This window comes from Paraburkholderia sp. D15 (genome assembly GCF_029910215.1).
Classification (GTDB): Bacteria; Pseudomonadota; Gammaproteobacteria; order Burkholderiales; family Burkholderiaceae; genus Paraburkholderia.
In genome coordinates, this window is sequence record NZ_CP110397.1 from 73927 (window position 1) to 94148 (window position 20222).

At 62.0% G+C, this 20222-nt stretch carries 18 protein-coding genes and 1 pseudogene; 17 read left to right on the top strand and 2 right to left on the bottom strand.

Translation table 11 applies throughout. The features are described from left to right. Window positions 1-5 precede the first annotated feature (5 nt). From LFL96_RS34910 to LFL96_RS34935, 6 genes are all read left to right on the top strand, one after another. Entirely contained in the window at window positions 6-920 is a 915-nt protein-coding gene (locus LFL96_RS34910) for a VOC family protein (RefSeq protein WP_281004222.1), read from the top strand. Then, on the top strand, window positions 917-1414 hold the full coding sequence (locus tag LFL96_RS34915; RefSeq protein ID WP_281004223.1) for a flavin reductase family protein: 498 nt from the start codon (window positions 917-919) through the stop codon (window positions 1412-1414). The genes LFL96_RS34910 and LFL96_RS34915 overlap by 4 nt, the downstream gene beginning before the upstream one ends. Before the next feature lie 73 nt (window positions 1415-1487). Then, on the top strand, window positions 1488-2753 hold the full coding sequence (locus LFL96_RS34920) for an MFS transporter (RefSeq protein ID WP_281004224.1): 1266 nt from the start codon (window positions 1488-1490) through the stop codon (window positions 2751-2753). Between the two features lie 30 nt (window positions 2754-2783). Continuing rightward, a complete protein-coding gene (locus tag LFL96_RS34925) occupies window positions 2784-3647 on the top strand; it encodes a fumarylacetoacetate hydrolase family protein (protein WP_281004225.1) in 864 nt (287 codons plus the stop codon). Window positions 3648-3705: 58 nt separating this feature from the next. Then, complete coding sequence (locus LFL96_RS34930; RefSeq protein ID WP_281004226.1) at window positions 3706-4848, top strand: amidohydrolase family protein; 1143 nt, start codon at window positions 3706-3708, stop codon at window positions 4846-4848. A 49-nt stretch (window positions 4849-4897) separates the two neighbouring features. Next, window positions 4898-6358 carry an aldehyde dehydrogenase family protein gene (locus LFL96_RS34935; protein WP_281004227.1) on the top strand — a complete coding sequence of 487 codons (1461 nt, stop codon included), beginning with the start codon at window positions 4898-4900 and terminating at the stop codon, window positions 6356-6358. Between the two features lie 45 nt (window positions 6359-6403). Here the strand turns inward: LFL96_RS34935 and LFL96_RS34940 are convergent, their stop codons facing one another. Then, a complete protein-coding gene (locus LFL96_RS34940) occupies window positions 6404-7018 on the bottom strand; it encodes a MarR family transcriptional regulator (RefSeq protein ID WP_281004228.1) in 615 nt (204 codons plus the stop codon). 171 nt (window positions 7019-7189) lie between these two features. Between LFL96_RS34940 and LFL96_RS34945 the strand changes: the two genes are divergently transcribed. From LFL96_RS34945 to gorA, 3 genes are all read left to right on the top strand, one after another. Continuing rightward, window positions 7190-8317, top strand: coding sequence for a porin (locus LFL96_RS34945; RefSeq protein WP_281004229.1), 1128 nt, complete (start codon window positions 7190-7192; stop codon window positions 8315-8317). A gap of 21 nt (window positions 8318-8338) precedes the next feature. After that, complete coding sequence (locus LFL96_RS34950) at window positions 8339-9160, top strand: glutathione S-transferase family protein (protein WP_281004230.1); 822 nt, start codon at window positions 8339-8341, stop codon at window positions 9158-9160. A gap of 76 nt (window positions 9161-9236) precedes the next feature. Further along, window positions 9237-10622 (top strand): glutathione-disulfide reductase, encoded by a 1386-nt coding sequence (gorA, locus tag LFL96_RS34955; protein ID WP_281004231.1) that lies wholly within the window; start codon window positions 9237-9239, stop codon window positions 10620-10622. A gap of 127 nt (window positions 10623-10749) precedes the next feature. Here gorA and LFL96_RS34960 read toward each other — a convergent pair whose 3' ends face one another. After that, a complete protein-coding gene (locus LFL96_RS34960; protein ID WP_348638458.1) occupies window positions 10750-11652 on the bottom strand; it encodes a LysR substrate-binding domain-containing protein in 903 nt (300 codons plus the stop codon). 101 nt (window positions 11653-11753) lie between these two features. Between LFL96_RS34960 and LFL96_RS34965 the strand changes: the two genes are divergently transcribed. The 8 genes and pseudogenes from LFL96_RS34965 (at window position 11754) to LFL96_RS35000 (ending at window position 19808) form a co-directional block, all read left to right on the top strand. Beyond that, a complete protein-coding gene (locus LFL96_RS34965; protein ID WP_281004232.1) occupies window positions 11754-12329 on the top strand; it encodes a nuclear transport factor 2 family protein in 576 nt (191 codons plus the stop codon). A gap of 200 nt (window positions 12330-12529) precedes the next feature. After that, window positions 12530-13525: an alpha/beta hydrolase gene (locus LFL96_RS34970; RefSeq protein ID WP_281004233.1), complete on the top strand. Its 996-nt coding sequence runs from the start codon at window positions 12530-12532 to the stop codon at window positions 13523-13525. A 187-nt stretch (window positions 13526-13712) separates the two neighbouring features. Continuing rightward, entirely contained in the window at window positions 13713-14756 is a 1044-nt protein-coding gene (locus LFL96_RS34975) for an amidohydrolase family protein (protein WP_281004353.1), read from the top strand. Between the two features lie 60 nt (window positions 14757-14816). After that, window positions 14817-15806 (top strand): amidohydrolase family protein, encoded by a 990-nt coding sequence (locus LFL96_RS34980; protein ID WP_281004234.1) that lies wholly within the window; start codon window positions 14817-14819, stop codon window positions 15804-15806. 359 nt (window positions 15807-16165) lie between these two features. After that, the gene (locus tag LFL96_RS34985; protein ID WP_281004235.1) at window positions 16166-17191 is read left to right on the top strand and encodes a DNA-binding protein; all 1026 of its coding nucleotides are present in this window, start codon (window positions 16166-16168) and stop codon (window positions 17189-17191) included. Window positions 17192-17223: 32 nt separating this feature from the next. Beyond that, entirely contained in the window at window positions 17224-17577 is a 354-nt protein-coding gene (locus tag LFL96_RS34990) for a hypothetical protein (protein ID WP_281004236.1), read from the top strand. Between the two features lie 73 nt (window positions 17578-17650). After that, window positions 17651-18097 (top strand): SET domain-containing protein-lysine N-methyltransferase, encoded by a 447-nt coding sequence (locus LFL96_RS34995; protein ID WP_281004237.1) that lies wholly within the window; start codon window positions 17651-17653, stop codon window positions 18095-18097. Between the two features lie 682 nt (window positions 18098-18779). Then, window positions 18780-19808, top strand: a pseudogene (locus LFL96_RS35000) (PDDEXK nuclease domain-containing protein). Window positions 19809-20222: the final 414 nt, after the last annotated feature.

The window sequence follows — 20222 nt, forward strand, 5'->3', positions numbered from 1 at the left end:
CGACGATGGTCCGATACCGGAAACTGGGACGGGTCGAGTTGAACGTGACCTCGCTCGACCGCGCTCGCCGCTTCTACGAAGAGGTGGCGGGACTGCAATACGTGGAGACGGGCGCCAATGGCGAAATACGTCTGCGCTGCGATCACGATCACCACAGCATCGAGCTTCATGAGTCGAGCGAGGCCGGCTTGCGCTGCGCCGGGTTCATGCTCGAGGACGCGTCGCAATTCGAGCCGCTTATCGAACGCCTCGTGCAGGCCGGGCTCGACGTACACGAAACCGACGAGGCGACGTGCCGCTCGCGCGCCCAGCTTCGCGCGGTGCGGGTATTCGAACCGCTCGTCGGGGCCACCGTGGAGTTCTATGTGCCACTGGCAGACTCCGCGCGCCCGTTCCAACCGACGGTGACACGCATCCAGCGGCTCGGCCACGTCGTGTTCAACACGCCCGATGCTGCGCGCGCCGTCGCTTTCTGGCGCGACGTGCTGAATTTCAAGGAGTCCGATTCAGTCGGCGAATTCATCACGTTCATGCGCTGCTGGCCGAATCCTTATCACCACGGTATCGGCATCGCAAAGTTCGAGCGTCATTGCCTTCATCACGTGAATTACATGGTGACGGAGATCGACGACATCGGCCGCGCGCTGTCGCGCCTGAAGGCTGCCAACTCGGACGTGGTGTTCGGACCGGGCCGGCATCCCGCGTCGGATAGCGTGTTCCTGTACTTCCTCGATCCCGACGGCCTGACGATGGAATACAGCTTCGGCATGGAAGCGTTTCCCGAGGCGTTTCCGCGTCCGCCACGGCGCATCGAGCCGTCGCCGGTTTCGCTCGACTACTGGGGATCGAGGCGCGATCCGCGCTGCTTCACGGGCGCCGGCGCCAATGCTGTGCCTGACTTCGTCGAGGAAAAATCATGAGCACGCCGACTGTGGATAGCCGCGAATTGCGCAATGCGATGGGCCGTTTCGCCACTGGAGTCTGCATTGTCACGACGCGCACCGCCGATGGCCGTAAGGCCGCGCTGACGGTCAATTCGTTCTGCTCGGTTTCACTCGATCCGCCGCTGGTCGCGTGGTATCTGAACGACCGCGCGCCGAGCTTGCCGGTGTTTCGCGAGTCGGGCTATTTTGCGGTGCACATTCTCGCCGCCGGTCAGCAGCATCTGGCGAGTCATTTCGCGCGCCCCTCGGAAGACAAGTTCGCGTCCATCGGCGCACGCCTGGAAACCGGCCTCGGCGACGTGCCGGTGCTCGGCGACACACTCGCGCGCTTCGAATGCCGGACGACGTCCATCGAGCCCTACGGTGACCATGTGATGATTCTCGGCCACGTGGAGCGCTTTTCGTACGGCAGCGAGTCGCCGTTGCTGTTTCATGCGGGACGTTTCATCGAGCACGGCACGAGTGCATGACAACGCGAAGTGGTCCGCGCGACCGCGCGGACCGGCGACGATAACAAAGTATCTGGAGACAATCGTGCGAGGTATGTTTGCAAATCGATGGTGGATCGTATTCGGCTCGGTCCTCGGGCTGATCGTCGGTAACGTCACCGTCCTGCAGTTCTCGGCTTCGGTGTTGATGAAGCCCATCATGGCGGAATTCGGCTGGAATCGCGGCATGGTGTCGGCCGCGGTCATGCTCGGCTCGATCTGCGCCGCGCTCGCCACGCCCATCGCCGGCAAGCTGATGGACCGTCACGGCATCAAGCGGATCACGCTCGCGGCGATCACGCTGTTCGCGCTCGCCATCGCGTCGATGTCGCTCGCGCCGGCCGTGCCCGTTGTGTTTCTCGCGATGTTCTCTCTCGTTGGTCTGTTCAGCGCGGGACAGGCGCCGCTTCCGTATGCGAAGGCGATTGCCGCGTCGTTCGACCGGCGGCGCGGGCTCGCGATGGGCCTCGCCATGACCGGTGTCGGACTGGGCGCGGCGTTCGTGCCGCGTCTCACGCAGGTGTACCTCGAAAGATTCGGCTGGCGCGATGCGTATGTGGCGGTGGGGTTGACGGTGTTTGCCGTTGCATTCTTCGCCGTCGCGCTGTTTATCGGCGACGCGGGCGGTGTCGGCGCCACACGACGCACCGCACAGACGTCGGCGCGAGCGAGCATGCTGCCTGGCGTGGATGCACGCGAGGCTTTGCGCAGTCCGCAGTTCTGGAAACTCGCGGTGGTTTTCCTGTGCATACCGATCGTTGCCAACGGAACCATCACTCACCTCGTGCCGCTATTGACCGATCGCGGCATCGCAGCCGACCGGGCAGTGATGGCGTTCTCGGGCATCGGCGCGTCGCTGATCGTGGGGCGTCTGCTGTGCGGCTTTTTGCTCGACCGGTTCTTCGGTCCTCACGTTGCGATCGCGTTCGTCGTGTTGCCGGCAATCGGCGTCCTCACGCTGCTCGCCAGCAACGACGCCGCGCTCACCACGCTGGGCGCCGTGCTGGTCGGTCTGGGGCTGGGCGCCGAAGTGGACCTGATCGCCTATCTGCAAAGCCGCTACTTCGGGTTGCGCGCGTTCGGCCAGATCTACGGCTACCTGTTCGCGGTGTTTACCGTCGGCAGCGGACTGGGGCCGTTCGTGATGGGCGCGGCCTACGACGCGACCGGCTCTTATCGTCCCGCCTTGACCGCGTTCCTCGTTCTGCTCGCATGCGCCTCATTGCTGCTGCTGCGCATGCCGCGCCGCTATCCGTTTCCCGTCATGGCTGATCGCAACGAGCGGGTCGAGGAAGACCCGTCGCCGGCCAGCATTGCTTAACCCATTCCTTCGTTCTCGCCCATCTCACCCATGAAACTAGTCACATACCGCCACAACGGCAAGACCTCGATCGGCAAGGTGGAAGCCGACCGGATCATCGACCTGCCGCGCAACGATCCGGCGCTGCCCGATACCATGCTTGCGCTGCTGCAAGGCGGACAGGACACGATGGCGCGCGCTCGCGCCGTGCGTGGCGACTACTCGGTGCCGCTTTCGGAAGTGCAGTTGCTCGCGCCGTTGCCTAATCCGTCGAAGTTCCTCGCCATCGGCATGAACTATCGCAAGCACGTGGAGGAGGCGGCCAGAGTCGGCGTGCAGACGCCGCCGACGCAGGTCTGGTTCAACAAGCAGGTGTCGTGCATCAACGGCCCGTTTGGCGACGTGCATCTGCCGGCCGTCTCCGACAAGCTCGACTACGAAGTCGAGTTGTGCGCGGTGATCGGTCAGCGCTGCCGCCGTGTAAGCCGTGAGGATGCCGCTTCGGTGGTAGCCGGCTACATGGTCTGCAACGACGTGTCGGTGCGCGACTGGCAACTCGCCACGCAGACCATGACGGTCGGCAAGTCCTTCGACACCTGCGGTCCGACGGGACCGTGGATCGTCACACCCGACGAGCTCGGCGATCCCCACGCGCTGCGTCTGCGCATGTGGGTGAACGGCGAATTGCGCCAGGACGACGAGACCGGTTCGATGATCCACGACATCTACGCGCAGATCGAACATCTCTCCACGGCGTTCACGCTCGAACCCGGCGATCTGCTCGCGACGGGCACGCCGTCAGGCGTGGGCGTCGCGATGAGCCCGGCGACCTATCTGCGCGCGGGCGATGTGATGCGCGCGGAGATCGACGGCATCGGCGCAATCGAAAACCGCGTGGTCGCCGAACCGGTCTGACGCGCGTGTCGCGGTGCGGGCCGCGACAAACTTCAATGCATTCAACTCAGGAAGAGCCATGCATCAAGAGAACAATAAACAGAACATGGAGACGGGCCGCGCCGCGAGCCCGGCGCGTCGCAAGCTCGGGATGATGATGGCGGGCGTGCTCGCCAGCAAGGTCGTGCCGGGCATGGCGGCGCAAGGCGCAAGCGCGGCCGGAACGGGCACGGATACGGCGGCCGCGCATTTGCCGGTGCAGCGGATCGACGTGCATCATCATTTCTTGCCACCGGTATTTCGCGAAACGATGGGCGAAGCGGCCATCGGCGCACCCGCGCCGAATCGCGTCGCGCCGCAATGGCGTGTCGAGGACTCGCTCGCGGTCATGGACCGGTACGGCATCACGACCGCGGTGGTCTCGGCGCCGCCGCTGTGGATGCCCGACATGACGAAGACGCGCACGCTCACGCGCGCCTGCAATGAATTCTCGGCGCAGATGGTGGCCGATCATCCGGGCCGGTTCGGCACGTTTGCTGCGCTGCCGCTGCCGGACGTCGCCGCCGCGCTGAAGGAAATCGACCATTCGTTCGATGTCCTGAAGGCTGACGGTATCGGCCTGATGACGAATTACGGCGACCGCTATCTCGGCCACGCCGATTTCGTGCCCGTGTTCGACGAGCTCAATCGTCGCAAGGCCGTAGTGTATGTGCATCCAACTTCGTGCAGTTGCACTCGCGGCCTGTTGCCCGATCAGCCCGATTCGCTGATCGAGTTTCCGCACGACACCACGCGCGCGGTCGCGAGCCTGCTGTTTTCGGGCACGTTCGGGCGTTGCCCGGACATCCGCTTCATCTTCTCGCACGCGGGCGGCACCGTGCCGTTTCTCGCGACCCGCATGGCGATACTCGGTTCGATCGACAAGGGTCTCGCGCAGCACGTACCGGGCGGCGTGATGCCGATCCTGCGCCGCCTCTACTACGACACGGCCATTTCCGCGAATCCGATTTCGATGGCCGCGCTGCTCAAGCTGGTGACGCCTGCCAACGTGCTGCTGGGCACGGACTATCCCTTCGTTCCCGAGCAGGGCACGAAGGCGACGCTGGCGGGCCTGCGCGAGGTCGGTTTCAGCGACACGGAGTTGCGCGCGGTCGAAGGCGGCAATGCCGCTCGTCTGCTCGATCGCGTGGCTCGCGAAGGCGCGCGCATTACTGCGGCCTGACGAGCAGGGCCACCCGCACATCGACTTTTTTTGAAACGGAGAACATGCAATGCTGCCAACACGTGAAGCAAGGCATTGGGTCGCGGGCACGTGGCTCGCCGACGGTCCACGCCGCGAAAGTATTAATCCGGCGACAGGCGACGTGATCGGCCACTTTCACGATGCGCCGGAAGAGACCATGCAGGCCGCGATCGACGCCGCCGAACAGGCTTTCCTGCGCAGTCCGTGGCGCAGCGACGCGCATCTGCGTGCCGCCGCATTGAGCCATCTCGCGGACGCCTTCGAGGCACGCCTCGACGAAGTGATCGACACGCTGTGCCTGGAGAACGGCAAGATTCGTCCGGAAGCGACTTTCGAGGCGTCGCTGATTCCGCGCGCGTTGCGCTTTGCCGTCGGCCTCTCGATGCACAACTTCGGCCGCGTGCTCGAAAGCCGGCCTGGTCAGCAGGCGATGTCGATCCGCGAGCCGGTCGGCGTTGCCGGGTTGATCGTTCCCTGGAATTCGCCGGCGTATCTGTGCATTCGCGCGCTCGCGCCGTCGCTTGCCGCGGGTTGCAGCGCCGTCATCAAAATGCCGCACCAGGCCGCGCAGATGGCGGCGCTGCTCGGCCGCATCATCGAAACCGTCGGCGAGATTCCGCCGGGCGTGATCAACATCGTGATCGAGTCCGGCGCGCACGGCGCGCGGCGGCTCGTCGACTCGCGCCAGGTGCCGGCCATCAGCTTCACCGGCAGCACCTCGACGGGGCGGGCCATTGCGCGCGCCGCAGCGGATCGCCTCAAGCGTGTCGGGCTCGAGCTCGGCGGCAAGACACCGCATCTGATTTTCGACGACGCCGATCTGCATGCCGCGCTACCCGTGCTCGAAAAATCGTGCACTGTGTTCGCGGGGCAATTCTGCATGACAGGTAGCCGTATTCTCGTTCACCGCGATCTCGCGCATGCGCTCAAGGAAGGGCTTGCCGCGCGCCTGCGCGAAGTGCGCGCGGGTCCGGCGCGCGATGCGTCGAGCCAGATGGGTCCGCTGATCGACAAGGCGGCGGTTAAGCGCGTCGACATGGCCGTCGAGGCGGCGATCGCCGCGGGCGCGCGCGTCATTGTGCGCGGCGGTCCATCGGCCGATCCGGCGCTCGCGGGCGGCGCTTTCTATCTGCCGACGCTGCTCGAAATCGATGACCCGGCGTTGCCGATTGCGCGCGAAGAGACTTTCGGACCGGTGCAGACGGTGCAGGTCTTCGACACCGAGGACGAAGCCATCGCCATGGCGAACGACAGCGAATACGGCCTGAGCGCATGCGTGTGGAGCCGCGACGTCGATCGTCCGATACGTGTTGCGCGGCGTCTGCATGCGGGCCTGATCTCCATCAATAGCTGGGCGAATCTGGCTGTCGAATTCGAAGAGGGTGGTTTCAAGGCGAGCGGCACCGGGCGTTTGGGCGGCCTCGCGTCGGTGGAAGATTTTCTTGAGTACAAGCAGATCACGCAGGACTTCGTGCCGCGCGCGCATTGATCGCATGGCCGCGCGGGCAGAGTGCTCGCGCGGCGCAGCCCACGTTTACTCCGACGCTTCGTCGCGCGCCTCGCGGCGGCGCGCGCGGCGCGCGACAGTCAGCTTGCGATTGGCGACGGAGGCGTCTTCGCAGCTATCGACGAGGTTCGAATAGACCGCTCGCAGCGTCTTGAGGGTGATCGCGAGTTCGCTGGGCGTGACGCCCTTCATGGACATGCGTTCGATCTGCCAGGCGCGCGGCGCGAGTTCCGCGACGATCGCCGCGCCGGCTGCGGTAATGGACAGATGAATGTTGCGGCGGTCCGAGGGCGACTCGCTGCGCTGAATGTAGCCCTTGGTTTCCAGTGCACTGACCGCGCGCGACAGATAGGACAGTTCGGAACCCGTATGGCTCGCGAGGTCCGACAGCGTCTGATGATCTTCGTGACGCAGTGCGGCGAGCACGCGCCAGGTTTGCAGATTGATGTTGTGCGCCTTGAGGTCGTCGCTGAAACGCGCGGCGATGATGCTGGCCGCACGGTTGAGCAGATAGCCGACGGAGTGGTCCAGATCGTGATCGGGCCGCTCGGCCGGCAATGGCTGAGCCGTTGAAGGCGACGCACGTTCGGCGGTTGCGGGACGGACTCGCGGGGCGCGCGAGGTGGGCACGGATTTGGGCATGAGTGGCTTCTGACGCTGCGGGGTCGAAACTGAATGATAGCTTAAGCAACCGCCACAAAGAATCAGAATCGCTGCGCCGCGAATAGCGGTGCGGAACATAAGAACGCCGCACCCGGCGCATCGCACGCATTCGATGCCCGGGTAGCGGAACAAGGTAAATTGGAGACGACAATGAAACGTGCGCTTTTTTCCGGGCTGGTTATGGCAACGCTTAGTTCTGCGACATATGCGCAGAGCGTCACGCTTTACGGCGTGATCGACACGGGCGTCGAATTCGTCAATCACGTCGGCGCGAAAGGCGACACGCTCGTACGCATGCCGGCGAATAGCGGCCTCATTCCTTCACGCTGGGGCTTGCGCGGTGTCGAGAATCTCGGCGGCGGCTTGCAGGCTTTGTTCGTGCTGGAGGACGGTTTCAATACGCGTGGCGGCGACATCAGCCAGGGCGGGCGTCTGTTCGGCCGTCAGTCGTGGGTCGGGTTGTCCGGCGGCTGGGGCACGCTTTCGTTCGGCCGCCAGTACACGATGACTGCATTTGCGCTCGCCGAAACCGAGATTTCCGGGCCTGCCGTGTATAGCCTCGGTTCGTTCGACAACTACTTGCCCAACACACGTGCCGACAACAGCATCGCATACAAGGGCAAGTTCGGCCCCGTGACGATCGGCGCGATGTATTCATTCGGACGCGATTCGGCGGGCACCGGCAATTCACCGGGGCAGGGCACGTGCGCGGGCCAGGTCGCAGGCGACTTCTCACAGTGCAGGAATATTTCCGCGTTGTTGCGTTACGACGGCACGAATTTCGGTGCGGCGGCTTCTTATGAGGAACAGCGCGGCGGCCAGAATGCGGCCTTCAATTTTTTCGACGGATTCGCGCCCGCGCCGCTCGGCCGCAACGGCAAGGACATCCGCACGCTGGTCAACGCTTATGCAAGGCTCGGCGGCGTGAAGTTCGACGCCGGCTGGCTCGGACGACGCGTGGAACCCGGCGAAGGCGGCCCGGCGTCCGTGCGCTCGGACCTGTATTTCGCGGGCGCGACGTACCTGATCACGCCGGCGTTCGAGGTGGACGGCGAAGGCTTTCGCATGGTCAACCACCAGCACGACACGCGCGCAAGCATGGCGATGCTGCGCGGTGCCTACTTTCTCTCCAAGCGCACGGTCGCTTATGTGCAAGCCGCCTACCTGATGAACAGCACGCGTGCGGCCTACAACGTCAGCGCAGGCGGACCAGGCGCTACGCCCGGTGTGGGGATGAACCAGACCGGCGCGATGGCGGGCTTGCAGCACAGCTTTTAACGAAGTCATAAGCAGTATTGAATGTCGTTTCATCGTTCACAATCTCGGGAGTCATTGATGGTAGAGCTTTATCATTTCTGGAGTTCGATCTGCTCCGTTCGCGTTCGCATGGCGCTCGAAGAGAAGCAGGTGTCCTGGACGAGCCGGTACGTGGACCTGTTTAAGTTCGAACAACTGCGTCCCGAATACCTCGCGATCAACCCCGAAGGCGTAGTGCCGACGCTGGTTCACAACGGCGAGGTGATTTGCGATTCGGGCGTGATCAACGAATACATCGAAGCGGCCTTCGACGGCATTGCGTTGATGCCCGCCGATCCGTTGAAAGCGGCGCGTGTGCGTGGCTTCATCAAGGACTGCGAGGACGGATTCGAGGCCATCGTCAAACTGACCATGGTGAAGTATATTCTGCCGAAACTGCGCAACCGCTGGGGCGATGAGGCATTGCGCGAGCAGGCTGCCCGCAGGCCGTCGAAGTTTCTCAAGGACCTTCATTCGCGCGCAGTTCGCGGGGAAATCACCGAGGGCGAACTTGCCGAGGCGAGCGCGAGAATCGGCACCTTCCTGGATCACCTCGAGAAAGTCCTTGTGCCCGGCGAGTGGCTTGCCGGCGATTTTTCGCTGGCGGACATCTGCGTTGCGCCTTTCATGTTCCGGCTGTCGGCGCTCGGGCAGGCCGGTTTCTGGTCGGACACGAAACGCCCGAAGGTTCATGCGTGGTACGCCGCATTATCTGCGCGTCCGTCGTTCAAGGTTGCCACCAGTTGGCCTGACGAGTCCGGCGGCGGTTATGAAGAGGTGGGACTGTCCCATCGTGATCGCGATCATCTGCAAGGCGCGGCATGAGCATTGGCGTAATGTCGTTATTTGGCCGGCGTGTAGCGGCATTCACGACGATAAACGGTTCAGGTGAGACGTACACATGCAGGATGTAAAAGTCGATTTGCTGGTGATAGGAGGAGGCTCGGGCGGTGTCCGGGCGGCTCGCGTGGCGGCAGGCCACGGTGCGCGGGTCGTTCTGGTGGAGGAACACCGTCTGGGCGGAACCTGCGTGATTCGCGGCTGCGTACCGAAGAAGCTGATGGTTCTGGCGTCGCGCTTCAGGACGGAGTTCGATGACGCCGCGGGCTTCGGATGGGACATGGGCGCACCTCGTTTCGACTGGAGAAAACTCAAGAGCGCCGTCGATCAGGAGGTGGATCGCCTGGAGAAGCTCTACGCGGGCCTGCTCGAAAGTGCCGGCGTCGAAGTGCTTCACGATCGCGCCGTGTTCGACGATGCTCATACCGTGCGTCTGATGTCGAGCGGTCGGACCATACGGGCGGACCATGTCCTCATCGCAACGGGCGCGGTGCCGGACGGCACGCACGATATTCCCGGCGGACAATGGATCGCCAACTCGAACCAACTGTTCGAGTGGGGCGCTCAGCCCGCGCGAGTCGTGGTTCAAGGCGCAGGCTACATCGGGCTCGAATTCGCGAGCGTGTTGCGGCTGCTCGGTTCCGAAGTGACTGTCGTGATGAGGGGAACGCGGGTGCTGCGCGGATTCGACGACGAAGTCCGCTCGCATCTCCAGGCTGCGTTGATCGAATCCGGGATACGAATCGTGGAGCAGACACAACTGACGCGGATCGACCGGTGTGAGCAAAGCGGCACATTGTCGGTCCGGCTTTCGAACGGCACGCAACTGGAGGCCGACGCGGTGTTGGGCGCCACAGGGCGCGTCCCGAATACCGCGAACCTGCGTCTGGATAGAGCCGGAGTTCAGCTGGACAGGCGCGGCGCCGTTGTCGTAACGGACCTGGCATGCACGACTTCGCCCGGCATTTACGCGGTCGGAGACGTCGCCAACGTGGTCGCGCTGACGCCCGTTGCGATCCGTGAAGGACACGCTTTGGCCGACAGGCTGTTCGGTGGCAAGGAGCCGCTCTGTCCGCCCCTTGTTACACCCACGGCAGTGTTTACCACGCCGGAGGTGGGCATCACAGGGCTTTCAGAGGAAGCAGCAATAGCCGCTTTCCCGGACGAGATCGATGTCTTCGTGTCACGCTTCCGTCCAATGAAGGCGAGGTTGTCCGCGCGGACTGGCCAGGTACTGATGAAGCTCATCGTGCATCGTCCGACTGATCGTCTGCTCGGCGTGCATATGGTCGGACCCGAGGCGGCGGAAATGATCCAGTTGCTGAGCGTCGCCGTGCAAGCCGGCCTGCGCAAAAGCGATGTCGACACCACGCTCGCGGTGCATCCGACAGCGGCCGAGGAATTCACCATGATGCGCGAGCCGGTCCGTCGTTATCCGCCGCATTGAGGACACTGCGCGCAAGCGAGCGCTGCGTTTCGGCCTGCTCGTGCGCGTTGCTCGTGCTTGCGTTCTGCGTGAGCCGCACCGTTGAGCAGCCGTACGGTGCCCGCATTCAGCCGCGCGCGGCGCGGACTTACATGGACGATTTGCGCGCCAGCGAAATAAATGTACGCACCGCTGCATCGGTTTCGTGCTTGCGGCTGAGCAGCAGCAAATCAGCCGACAACTCGCTATTCAACAGCGGACGATAGACGAGGTGCGGAATATTCACCTTGTCGAGCGACGCCGGCACGAGGGCCACGCCCATCCCCGCAGCTGCGAGCGCCAGGACGCTCAACGTGCTGGATACCCGATGTGCCACCTCGACTTCGAAGCCATACTGCCGGCGCAGTATCGCGGCGCTGTCTTCGCCGTTGTCGGGCGCGTAGACGATCAACGGCTCCGCCGCGACGGCGGCGAGTGACACGCGTTTCCTGCGCGCTAAAGCATGGGTGTCGGCCATCGCCACGATCATCGGCCATTCTCCGGCCTTTTCCGCAGTGAGCTGGTCGTCCAGTTGCAGGCCGAAGTGCGGGCTATAACCGACATCGATCTTGTCGGCGATGATCGCTTCCGGCTGCAAATGCGGCGGCAGTTCGATCAACTCGAGCCCGACGGCGGGATAGCCCGCATGCAGCGCACGCATGTCGCGCATCAAACCGCCTGCGAGTACCGCGTTGCCCGCAAAACCGATTCTCACGTGGCCTGTCTCCCCGCGAAGCGAGCGTTGCACAATGTCCACGGCACGTTCCGCTTGCGCCAACGTGCGCCGCGCTTCGATCGTCAGCAACTCGCCGGCTTCCGTCAGCGCGACTTTTTTGCTGGTCCGAATAAATAGCGCACCGCCGACCTCCGCTTCGAGCGCACGAATCTGCATGCTCAACGCGGGTTGCACAATGTTCAGCCGGCGCGCGGCCCGCCCGAAATGACCTTCTTCGGCAACGGCAAGGAAATAGCGTAGGTGTCGCAGTTCCATATCACGCCCGGCGATCAGCAAAGGTGATTAATCGGTCAATTCAATCTATTTGTCTTTATTGTGATTCTGACCGATCCTGTCCGGGTTGCGCAATCTCGCGCGCCTGCTCGAAGGAAAACATCATGGAAACACGCGTTGAAGACCGTTTGCAGATCACGGACCTGATTACCGGCTGGATGCGCCGCGACCTTGGTCAATGGGAAGAATTGCGCGATCTGTTCCATGCGGACGGCGTCATCGAAATCACCTGGTACGAAGGTCCGTTCAACGAGTTCGTGGACCGGTCGATGGAAATGGGCGCATCGGATTTCAGGACCAAGCATCTGATCGGCACACCTGTCGTGACATTCAATGGCGACAGAGCCATCGTCGAAACGAACGCGATGATCGTTGGCGACAACGTGAAATTGAATCTTGGCTGCGAAACCCATAACCGGTTTTACGACCTGGTGGAAAAGCGCGATGGCGTATGGAAGATTGTCAAGCGCCAAAGCGTCTACGACATGGGCTCGTTTATTTTTCCCTGCGGGCTGGTGGAGATCGAAGCGGACGTCGTGGCGCGTTACCCGCGCGAATACGCCGCCTTGGCCTATGTCCTCGAGAAAAGCGGTTTTCCGGTTGATCGCGTGTTTGCCACCCGTGGCAGTGAGCTGGAACGCAAGATGAAAAGCGATGCGCGCGCCTGGCTCATCACGTAGGTGGAAGACCTGAAGTGGTCACGCGCACGCTCGCAAATGTCGTCAGCCACGGACGCCTTGGCGCGTGCTGCTGCTTCAGAGCAGGTTCTTTCGGGCGGTAATGCGGCGATGGCATGGTCGTTAAAACAGGCAGGCGTCGTTCGCCGCCGTTGACACCCAATTCATGAACAGTTCCTCATTCCCTGATCTGAAGGAATATCTTGAAATCGAAGTTTTTTGCGACCTGCTTTTGCAGCCTGATTGCGTTCGCTGGCCTGAATCAAACGACCTCAGCGCAGATTCATGAGGATTCTCCGATGAACGAAGATATTGCATCCCGTCTTGCACAGGCAAACGCCGCGTTACTGGCTCAGTGCCCAGCGGTTCAGCATCCACAGGGCGAGGACCAGTTGCCCGTCCACATTACCTCGTGGGGAACGACCGGTCCGACGGTCTTCTTCGTGCACGGTGGAGTGCAGGGTGGTTTGGGCGGTGGGCCCGAAACATTCGCCGCGCAGAAGGCGTTATCCGAGCAGGGTTGGGAACTTAAACTGATCGACCGACTCGGCTTTGGAGATAGCCCCTCGCGCGGACGGGATGATATGGAGGCGGATGCAAAGCTTATCGCAGATAACCTCGGGACAAGCGCACATCTGGTCGGGCACTCATGGGGCGGGGCGGAGGCATTGCTTGCCGCAGCGCAACGGCCGGACTCCGTTCGCTCGCTCATTCTCATAGAGCCTGCAGTGCACCCGATGTTGCTCACCGATCCGCAAAGCATGGCAGATCCGAAGGTCAAGGCCGGCATCGAAATGATCGGTCGGCTGACTCTCGAAGCGAAAACCCCCGCAGCATTTGCGATGTCTTTTGCGCAAACGCTGGGCGAATCCAATCCATCTGAAGCCGCGCTCATGGCGCATCCCGAAACTGCATCCGCTTTGGGCTGCTCCCTGCTTCGTGGCAGGAGAGCAACGCCCGCAACCATGCGGGCAGCGGCCGATGCAGTCGCCAGGGCGCGCATTCCGGTTCTGGTCATTTCGGGTGGTTATAGCGACAGGCAGGACGAAACAGCGGAAGCAACTGCCAGGATTTTGCATGGTCGACATGTGGTGGTCCGATCTCCCAATCACTTCATACAACAGGCAAACGCCGGTGAGTTCAACCGGGCCATCGTCTCGTTCATGCGGGATGTAGACCGTAAAAAAGGCGCGCAGTAGTCATATATTCGAAAGACTTCACCGCGATTCGCAATGGCGGGGACACCGGATAGCTGTTTCGCTTCAACCCGTGCCGTGCCTGCGCGGGACCCGAGGTTCCTCGCTTCGACACAACGCCAGCTTTTCGGGTCGTAGACTCCCGGCTGATCGGCGCCGGGAGCGGCGCCCGCCCCAGAGGAACCCTGTGATGAAAATTATCTGTATCGAAGAACATACAATCGATCTTCCCATCGTCGAAGCAACCCGGCAGGCTTCGCTTGCCGAAGCGGGCTACATGGCCGATTGGGGCACGCGGGTCAAGGATCGCCCCGACAGTTTTGGCGACAACCTTCCCCACCTGCAGGATCTGTCGTCGGCCGTGGGATTTGCGCGTGACATGGGTCTAGGGCGAATCGCAGCAATGGACCAGCACGGCATCGACATGCAGGTGGTGTCGTACAGCAGCCCCCTGCAACTGGCACCGCGAGAACAGGCCGTGCAGCTCGCACGGGCGGCTAACGACCGTCTCGCCCAGGCGAGCGACGCCTATCCATCGCGTTTGCGGGGCTTCGCGACGCTACCCTGGCAGGATCCCGACGCGGCGGCGGCAGAGTTGGAGCGCTCAGTCAAGGAACTGGGCTTCGTAGGGACGCTGATCGTCGGACGTCCCGGACAAACGTTTCTCGACGATCCGCGCTATGAGCCGGTACTCGCAAAACTGAATGAACTGCGCGTGCCGATTTACGTGCACCCGGGCTTTCCCTTGCCGCAGGTACGCGAGCCCTACTATGGCGGTCTGGACAAGGAAGTAAGCGCTCGTCTGTCGTTATTCGGATGGGGCTGGCATCACGAGGCAGGTATTCAGGTGATTCGCATGGTGCTGGCCGGAGTGTTCGACCGTTATCCGCAGCTGCAGGTGATTAGCGGGCACTGGGGCGAAATGGTGCCGTTCTATCTGCAACGTATGGACGACACGCTGCCGGTCGAAGTAACGGGTCTTTCGCGCACCATCTCGCAGACGTATCGCGAGCATGTCTACGTGACTCCGAGCGGCATGCTGAATCTGCCGCACTTCAAGTTCGTTCATCAGGTGGTCGGCGCGGATCGCATCATCCATGCCGTCGATTATCCGTATCTCACCATGACGGGCGCCCGCGCATGGCTCGAATCGCTCCCGATCAGCGATGAGGAGAAAGCGATGATCGCGCACGGCAATGCCGAAGCGCTGCTGCGCCTGCCCGCATCTCACTGACCGCCTTTTTGCTGCCTTTGTAAGAGCTTTCCCGCCCCCGCGAACAGAAAGGAGAACGACGTGTCCAATTCATCGGCATCCAAGCCCCACAAACTCAAAAAAATCGCACTTGAAGAACATTTCATGCTGCCGGAGTTTGTAGAGTATTTCACACCCAACAAGCAGACTGTCTCACACGACCTCTATTACTCAGCGCTCAAGGCGCTGGGTGACTTCGGTGATCGCCGCATCGAATTAATGGACAAGAACGGCATCGACTATGTCGTGCTCTCCTTATCCGGACCCGGCGTGCAGATCGAGTTCCACACGGATGTCGCCATCAGGCTCGCCAGGAAAGCGAACGATGACCTGGCTGCACAAATCCATAAGCGCCCCGATCGCTACGGCGGTTTTGCACACCTTCCCATGCAGGCGCCCGAAGTGGCCGCCGATGAGTTGGAACGGTGCATGCGCCAACTCAACTTCCAGGGCGCACTGATCAACGGCCACACCAACGGCATTTATCTCGACGATCCACAATATGACGTGTTCTGGGAACGTGCATGCGCGTTGGAAGCGCCGATCTATCTGCATCCGGTGTGTCCGTTGGATCGTCCGGCAATGTATGACGGACACCCCGAGATGTGGGGGCCGACAAACAGTTGGGCGGCAGAAACGAGCGCTCACGCATTGCGCCTGGTGTTCAGTGGTGTTTTTGATCGCTTTCCGGGGCTGCAAATCATCCTTGGCCACATGGGTGAAACCTTACCCATCCAGATGTGGCGGCTGGATAGTCGCTACGCGGTGGCCAATCGCCGCTTCGAGATCAGGAAGACGCCTTCCGATTACATCAGGAGCAACATCAAAATCACCACGGCAGGCGTCTGCGCCGATGCAGCACTGCGTTGCTCCATCGATGCCGTGGGCTTGGAGAGCGTGATGTTCTCCATTGATCACCCGTTCGAAAGCACCGAGATCGCCAGCAAGTGGATGGATTCCGCCAAACTCACCGATGACGAGCGTGAAAAGGTTGCGCACAGCAACGCCGAAAGAATCCTCAAACTTCTCTGATCGGATTAACGTATTTTTCGTGCACTTTCTGGCGGTTGACGGATCCGAGCCGCATGCGGCAAGGCTTTGCGGCTCTCGGCGGTTCGCGTGAGCCGCAAATCCGCAAGCCCTTGATATTCGAATTCTTTTCGAAGGCAAGCGCAATTTTTGGCACGAAAAGGACGACCGCCCCTTTAAGCGCGTCGCGCATGCGTTAGCCGATGAGGCCGGTTTCACGGGGCGGGACGACGCGGCGATTGTCCCATCAAGACACGCGATTTTCAACATTATAGGATTAATGTCAAAATATGAGGAAGAGGGCGTTAGGGTTTGATCGGTTTACGTAGTAATATACAAGGACATTACTGGTAAAAATCCTCATGAGTGACGTCCTGTCCCCCGACGCGGCGCTGGCCGCCGAGATCGAGCGCCTGAAGGTGGCGTTTCCGAAAACGCGCGAGCTGTACCGCGAGGTCTGCGCCCTGCTGTTCTTCCGTCACGGCATCACGCCGACCGCCAACCGGCTGTACCAGCTGGTCCGGCGCGGCAGCATGGGCACGCCGACCGCGGTGCTCGGCGAGTTCTGGGCGGAGCTACGCGAGAAAAGCCGCGTGCGCATCGACCATCCCGACCTGCCAGCCGATCTCGGGGCGGCCGCCGGCGAACTGGTCGCCACGCTCTGGCAGCGCGCGAGCGCGTCAGCGAAGGCCGCGTTCGGTGCGTTGCGCGAAGAACTCGAGGCGCAGCGCGTCGCGGCGCAACAGTCGGTCGTCGTCGCCCGCGACGAACTGGGTCGCACCGAGACCGCACTCGAGCAACGCACCGCGGCGCTGCTGGCTGCGCAGGTGGAGGTTCGGGAGCTGGAAAAGGAGCGGGCTGAAGCTCACGCGCATCGACAGTCACTCGAAGCGGAGCTCGCGCGACTCATGGACGCGCTGGCCGCGCGCGATCGCGAGCTCGTGGAAGGGAGGGAAGGCTTTTCGCGCGATCTGGAAAAGCAGCGGGAAGCGGCCGAACGCGCCGGGGATCGGCTCAGGGCGTCCGAGAAACGCGCGCTGCTGGAGATCGACCGCGAGCGGGGTCATGCGGCGAAGCTGCAGAAAGAGGTCGACGAAGCCGCGCGCCGCGCGGACCGCAAGGATGCGGACCACCGCCGGGCCGTTGACACCCTGCAGGCGCAACTGGGCGACGCGCGTCATCAGACGGGCGTGCTGCAGGGGCGGCTTGATGCGGCTCAGGCGGAGATCACGCGGCTGCAGACGGAGCTCATCGCGGCTCGGGATGCGCAGGCGCGTGCGGGAGAGGCGCACCGGTCCGCTGTTCCTTCCAGGGGCGGGAACGCCCGGCGTGCGACCCGCCCGGCGGGCGCGGCCAAACCGGGAACACGTCGCAAAAAAACGGTATAAACAGAGATCACTGCATTCCGGAAAGTCGCTGCATGGCTGATATCTATCTGCTCACCGGGCTGACGCTCCCCGCGGGCATCGCCCATGAGTCGTTGCCCGGCGCGGTGAAGGCGTTTATCGCTGACTGCTGGCACGGCATGAGTCGCACGCGGATGATTGCGCGCGCGAAGTCGCGGGGTCTGCGCCTGTCGTTTTGCGCGACCAGACCGTGTGCGCACGGCGAAACTGGGGTGTTTGCGTTGCGTTTCAGTGACGGGACATCTGGCTGCCTGATGCTGGCCCACCTGGAGCGGGTGCGGAATCGTCGTGGCCGCAACCGTCGGCCTGGCCGTACCGCCGTTTCCCGGCCGCCTGCGCGGGACCCTCGTCAGACCAGTCTGCTCTGAAGGTAACGGGGCTGTTGCGGTGCCACGCTGCGCCCGATATGCTCGCTGCCATCTAGGAAACAGGGGGCGGGAAGTGCGGCGTGTGACGGTCAGGAAATCTTCAATTCATGGGCGGGGCGTTTTTGCGCTGCAGGCTATCACCGCTGGCGAGCGGATCCTTGAATATCGTGGCGAGGTCACCTCCTGGCGGCGGGCCGCTGCCAGGCACAAGCGTTCCGGATCGCCCGGTCACACGTTTCTCTTCGGCCTGGCTGACGGACGCGTAATTGATGGCAGCGTGGGTGGCAACAGTGCCCGCTGGCTGAACCATTCCTGCAGGCCGAACTGTGAGGCGATCGAGGATGAGCGGGGGCGCATTTTTATCGAGTCGATCCGTGACGTGCTGCCGGGCGACGAGCTTTTTATCGCCTACGGGCTCACGCTTGATGAAGCGGTCACTCCCGAATTGGTCGCCGACTATGCCTGCCAATGTGCGACGAAGCGGTGTAAGGGATCGATGCTGGCTGAGCTCGGCCGCTAGCGAGCGCCGTCTGGCCGACAGGTCCAGCAACGGCTTCGAAGCTGATGGACCAGACGGATCATAACGGGAATCTCCGCGGTGACTCATCGAGGGCGCCGGCCGACGTTTCGCGACTGGCTCGCTTGTATAGCTTTCGCTGCCTTTACGCCGGTGCACTCAAGACCGCCGCCAAGCGCCGCGGTCTGTCGGCGGGTATGGTTGTCAAGGTGGGTGTTGCGACTTTTACTTCCGAAACGCTGCTACTTTCGCTTCATCGCACGATGCGGTCGACGACGTCGACCCGCCAGTTGATGAGTTTGTACTCGCGCACATCGGCCGTTTGTCTTGGAAAAAGCTGCACAGGTCCCTCGCGGTTGTTTTTTCTGGGGTGGGCAGCGGATGCAAACCGCAGTCTGCACCTGGGTTGCAGCGCTCCGCCCCCGTATTTTAGCCATTAAACGCAATCCTGATAATAGCGATTATCAGGATTAGGTTAATCACTAAACCCTCCACTTGTGGACCCTGTGGTGGGGCCGGCCCCAGCGAGTCGAGGGGCGACAGTGTTCCGATGTCAACAATTCTCTCCGCACTGCGGAGAGAATTGCGCACGACTGAATCGGGGTTTCTCTGTTGGCGAGATTCCGGTAACGTGGTCGCTGCTTGGCGCTACTCCGATCGTGCCGATTACTCGATTCCTCATCCGATGACTCAACTAGTATCTTCGTCTCTCCTGGCCGACATCCGCGGCATGATTGACGCAGCGCGCTCCCGCGCGGCGGCGGCGGTTAACGCGGAATTGACGCTGGTTTACTGGCAGGTGGGGCGCCGTATCCGGGATGACGTGTTGCGCGGTGAACGTGCGGGATACGGACAGCAAACTCTTCCTGCTCTAGCACGGCAACTGCTGGCCGAATACGGGCGTGGCTGGAGCGAGCAGCAATTGCGCCACTGCATGCGAGCGACTGAGGTTTTTCCGGACGAGGCAATTCTCTCCGCACTGCGGAGAGAATTGAGCTGGACCCATCTGAAGACGTTGATGTACGTCGACGATCCCGCTCAAGCGTGATTTCTACATCCAGCTCTGCCGTCTTGAGCGCTGGTCGTCGCGGCAACTGCAGGAGCGGATGCGGTCGATGCTATTCGAACGCAGCGCTCTGTCGCGCCAGCCCGAAGAAGTGATCCAGCGCGAAGTCGCGCACCTGCGTGAAGCACAGAAGGTGACGCCAGACATTGTCCTGAAAGATCCGTACCTACTCGACTTCCTAGGACTCAACGATCACTATCTGGAGCGCGATCTCGAAGATGCGATTTTGCGCGAGATGGAACAATTCTTACTTGAACTCGGTGCCGGATTTACGTTTGTTGCCCGCCAGAAAAGGCTGCCGATTGACGATGACGACTTCTATCTCGATCTGTTGTTCTACAACCGCAAGCTTGAGCGTCTTGTCGCTATCGAACTGAAACTCGGTTCGTTCAAGGCCGAGTATAAGAGTCAGATGGAGTTGTATTTGCGTTGGCTCGTAAAGCACGAGCAGGAACCGGATGAAGCTCCGCCGATCGGTATCATTCTTTGCGCCGGAAAGAAGCAGGAACAGATCGAGTTGCTTGAAGTCGGTAAGAGCGGCATCCACGTTGCCGAGTACCTACCGTGCTACCGCCACGCGAGACGCTGCAGGCGAAGCTGCACCAATCGATCGCGGCGGCACGCGCCCGCCTCGACGACAAGCGGTAAGTGTGTTGGTATCGATCCAAGGCTCCAAACCCGGCTCTGCCGGACCCGCCGTTTCGAACCGTAAGCTGGACGTTGAGTCAGCGAGTTGTTCACGTGGCACGTGTTCGAAGTGATCGTCTCGGAATCACCTCAATCTATCAAACGGGCTCGCCCGCGTTGTGACGAGAAGCCTCCCGTCGTAAGTGTGAAGACAATTTAGACACGCGCGAACCTCTTGACAGTCGTACCGTTGGCCGTCGCCAGCATAGTCAAGCACGTGTGATGCAAACTACATACGTCGCGAAACCAGCCCCGTCACAGCGGGCTACGCGGGTGACGGACGCATCGTCGGCCTTGAAGTGCCGCGGCGCACACTGACGCGGAAACCGTGGACGTGGCGGAAATCGCTTGACGGCGAATCTTTGATCGGATTCA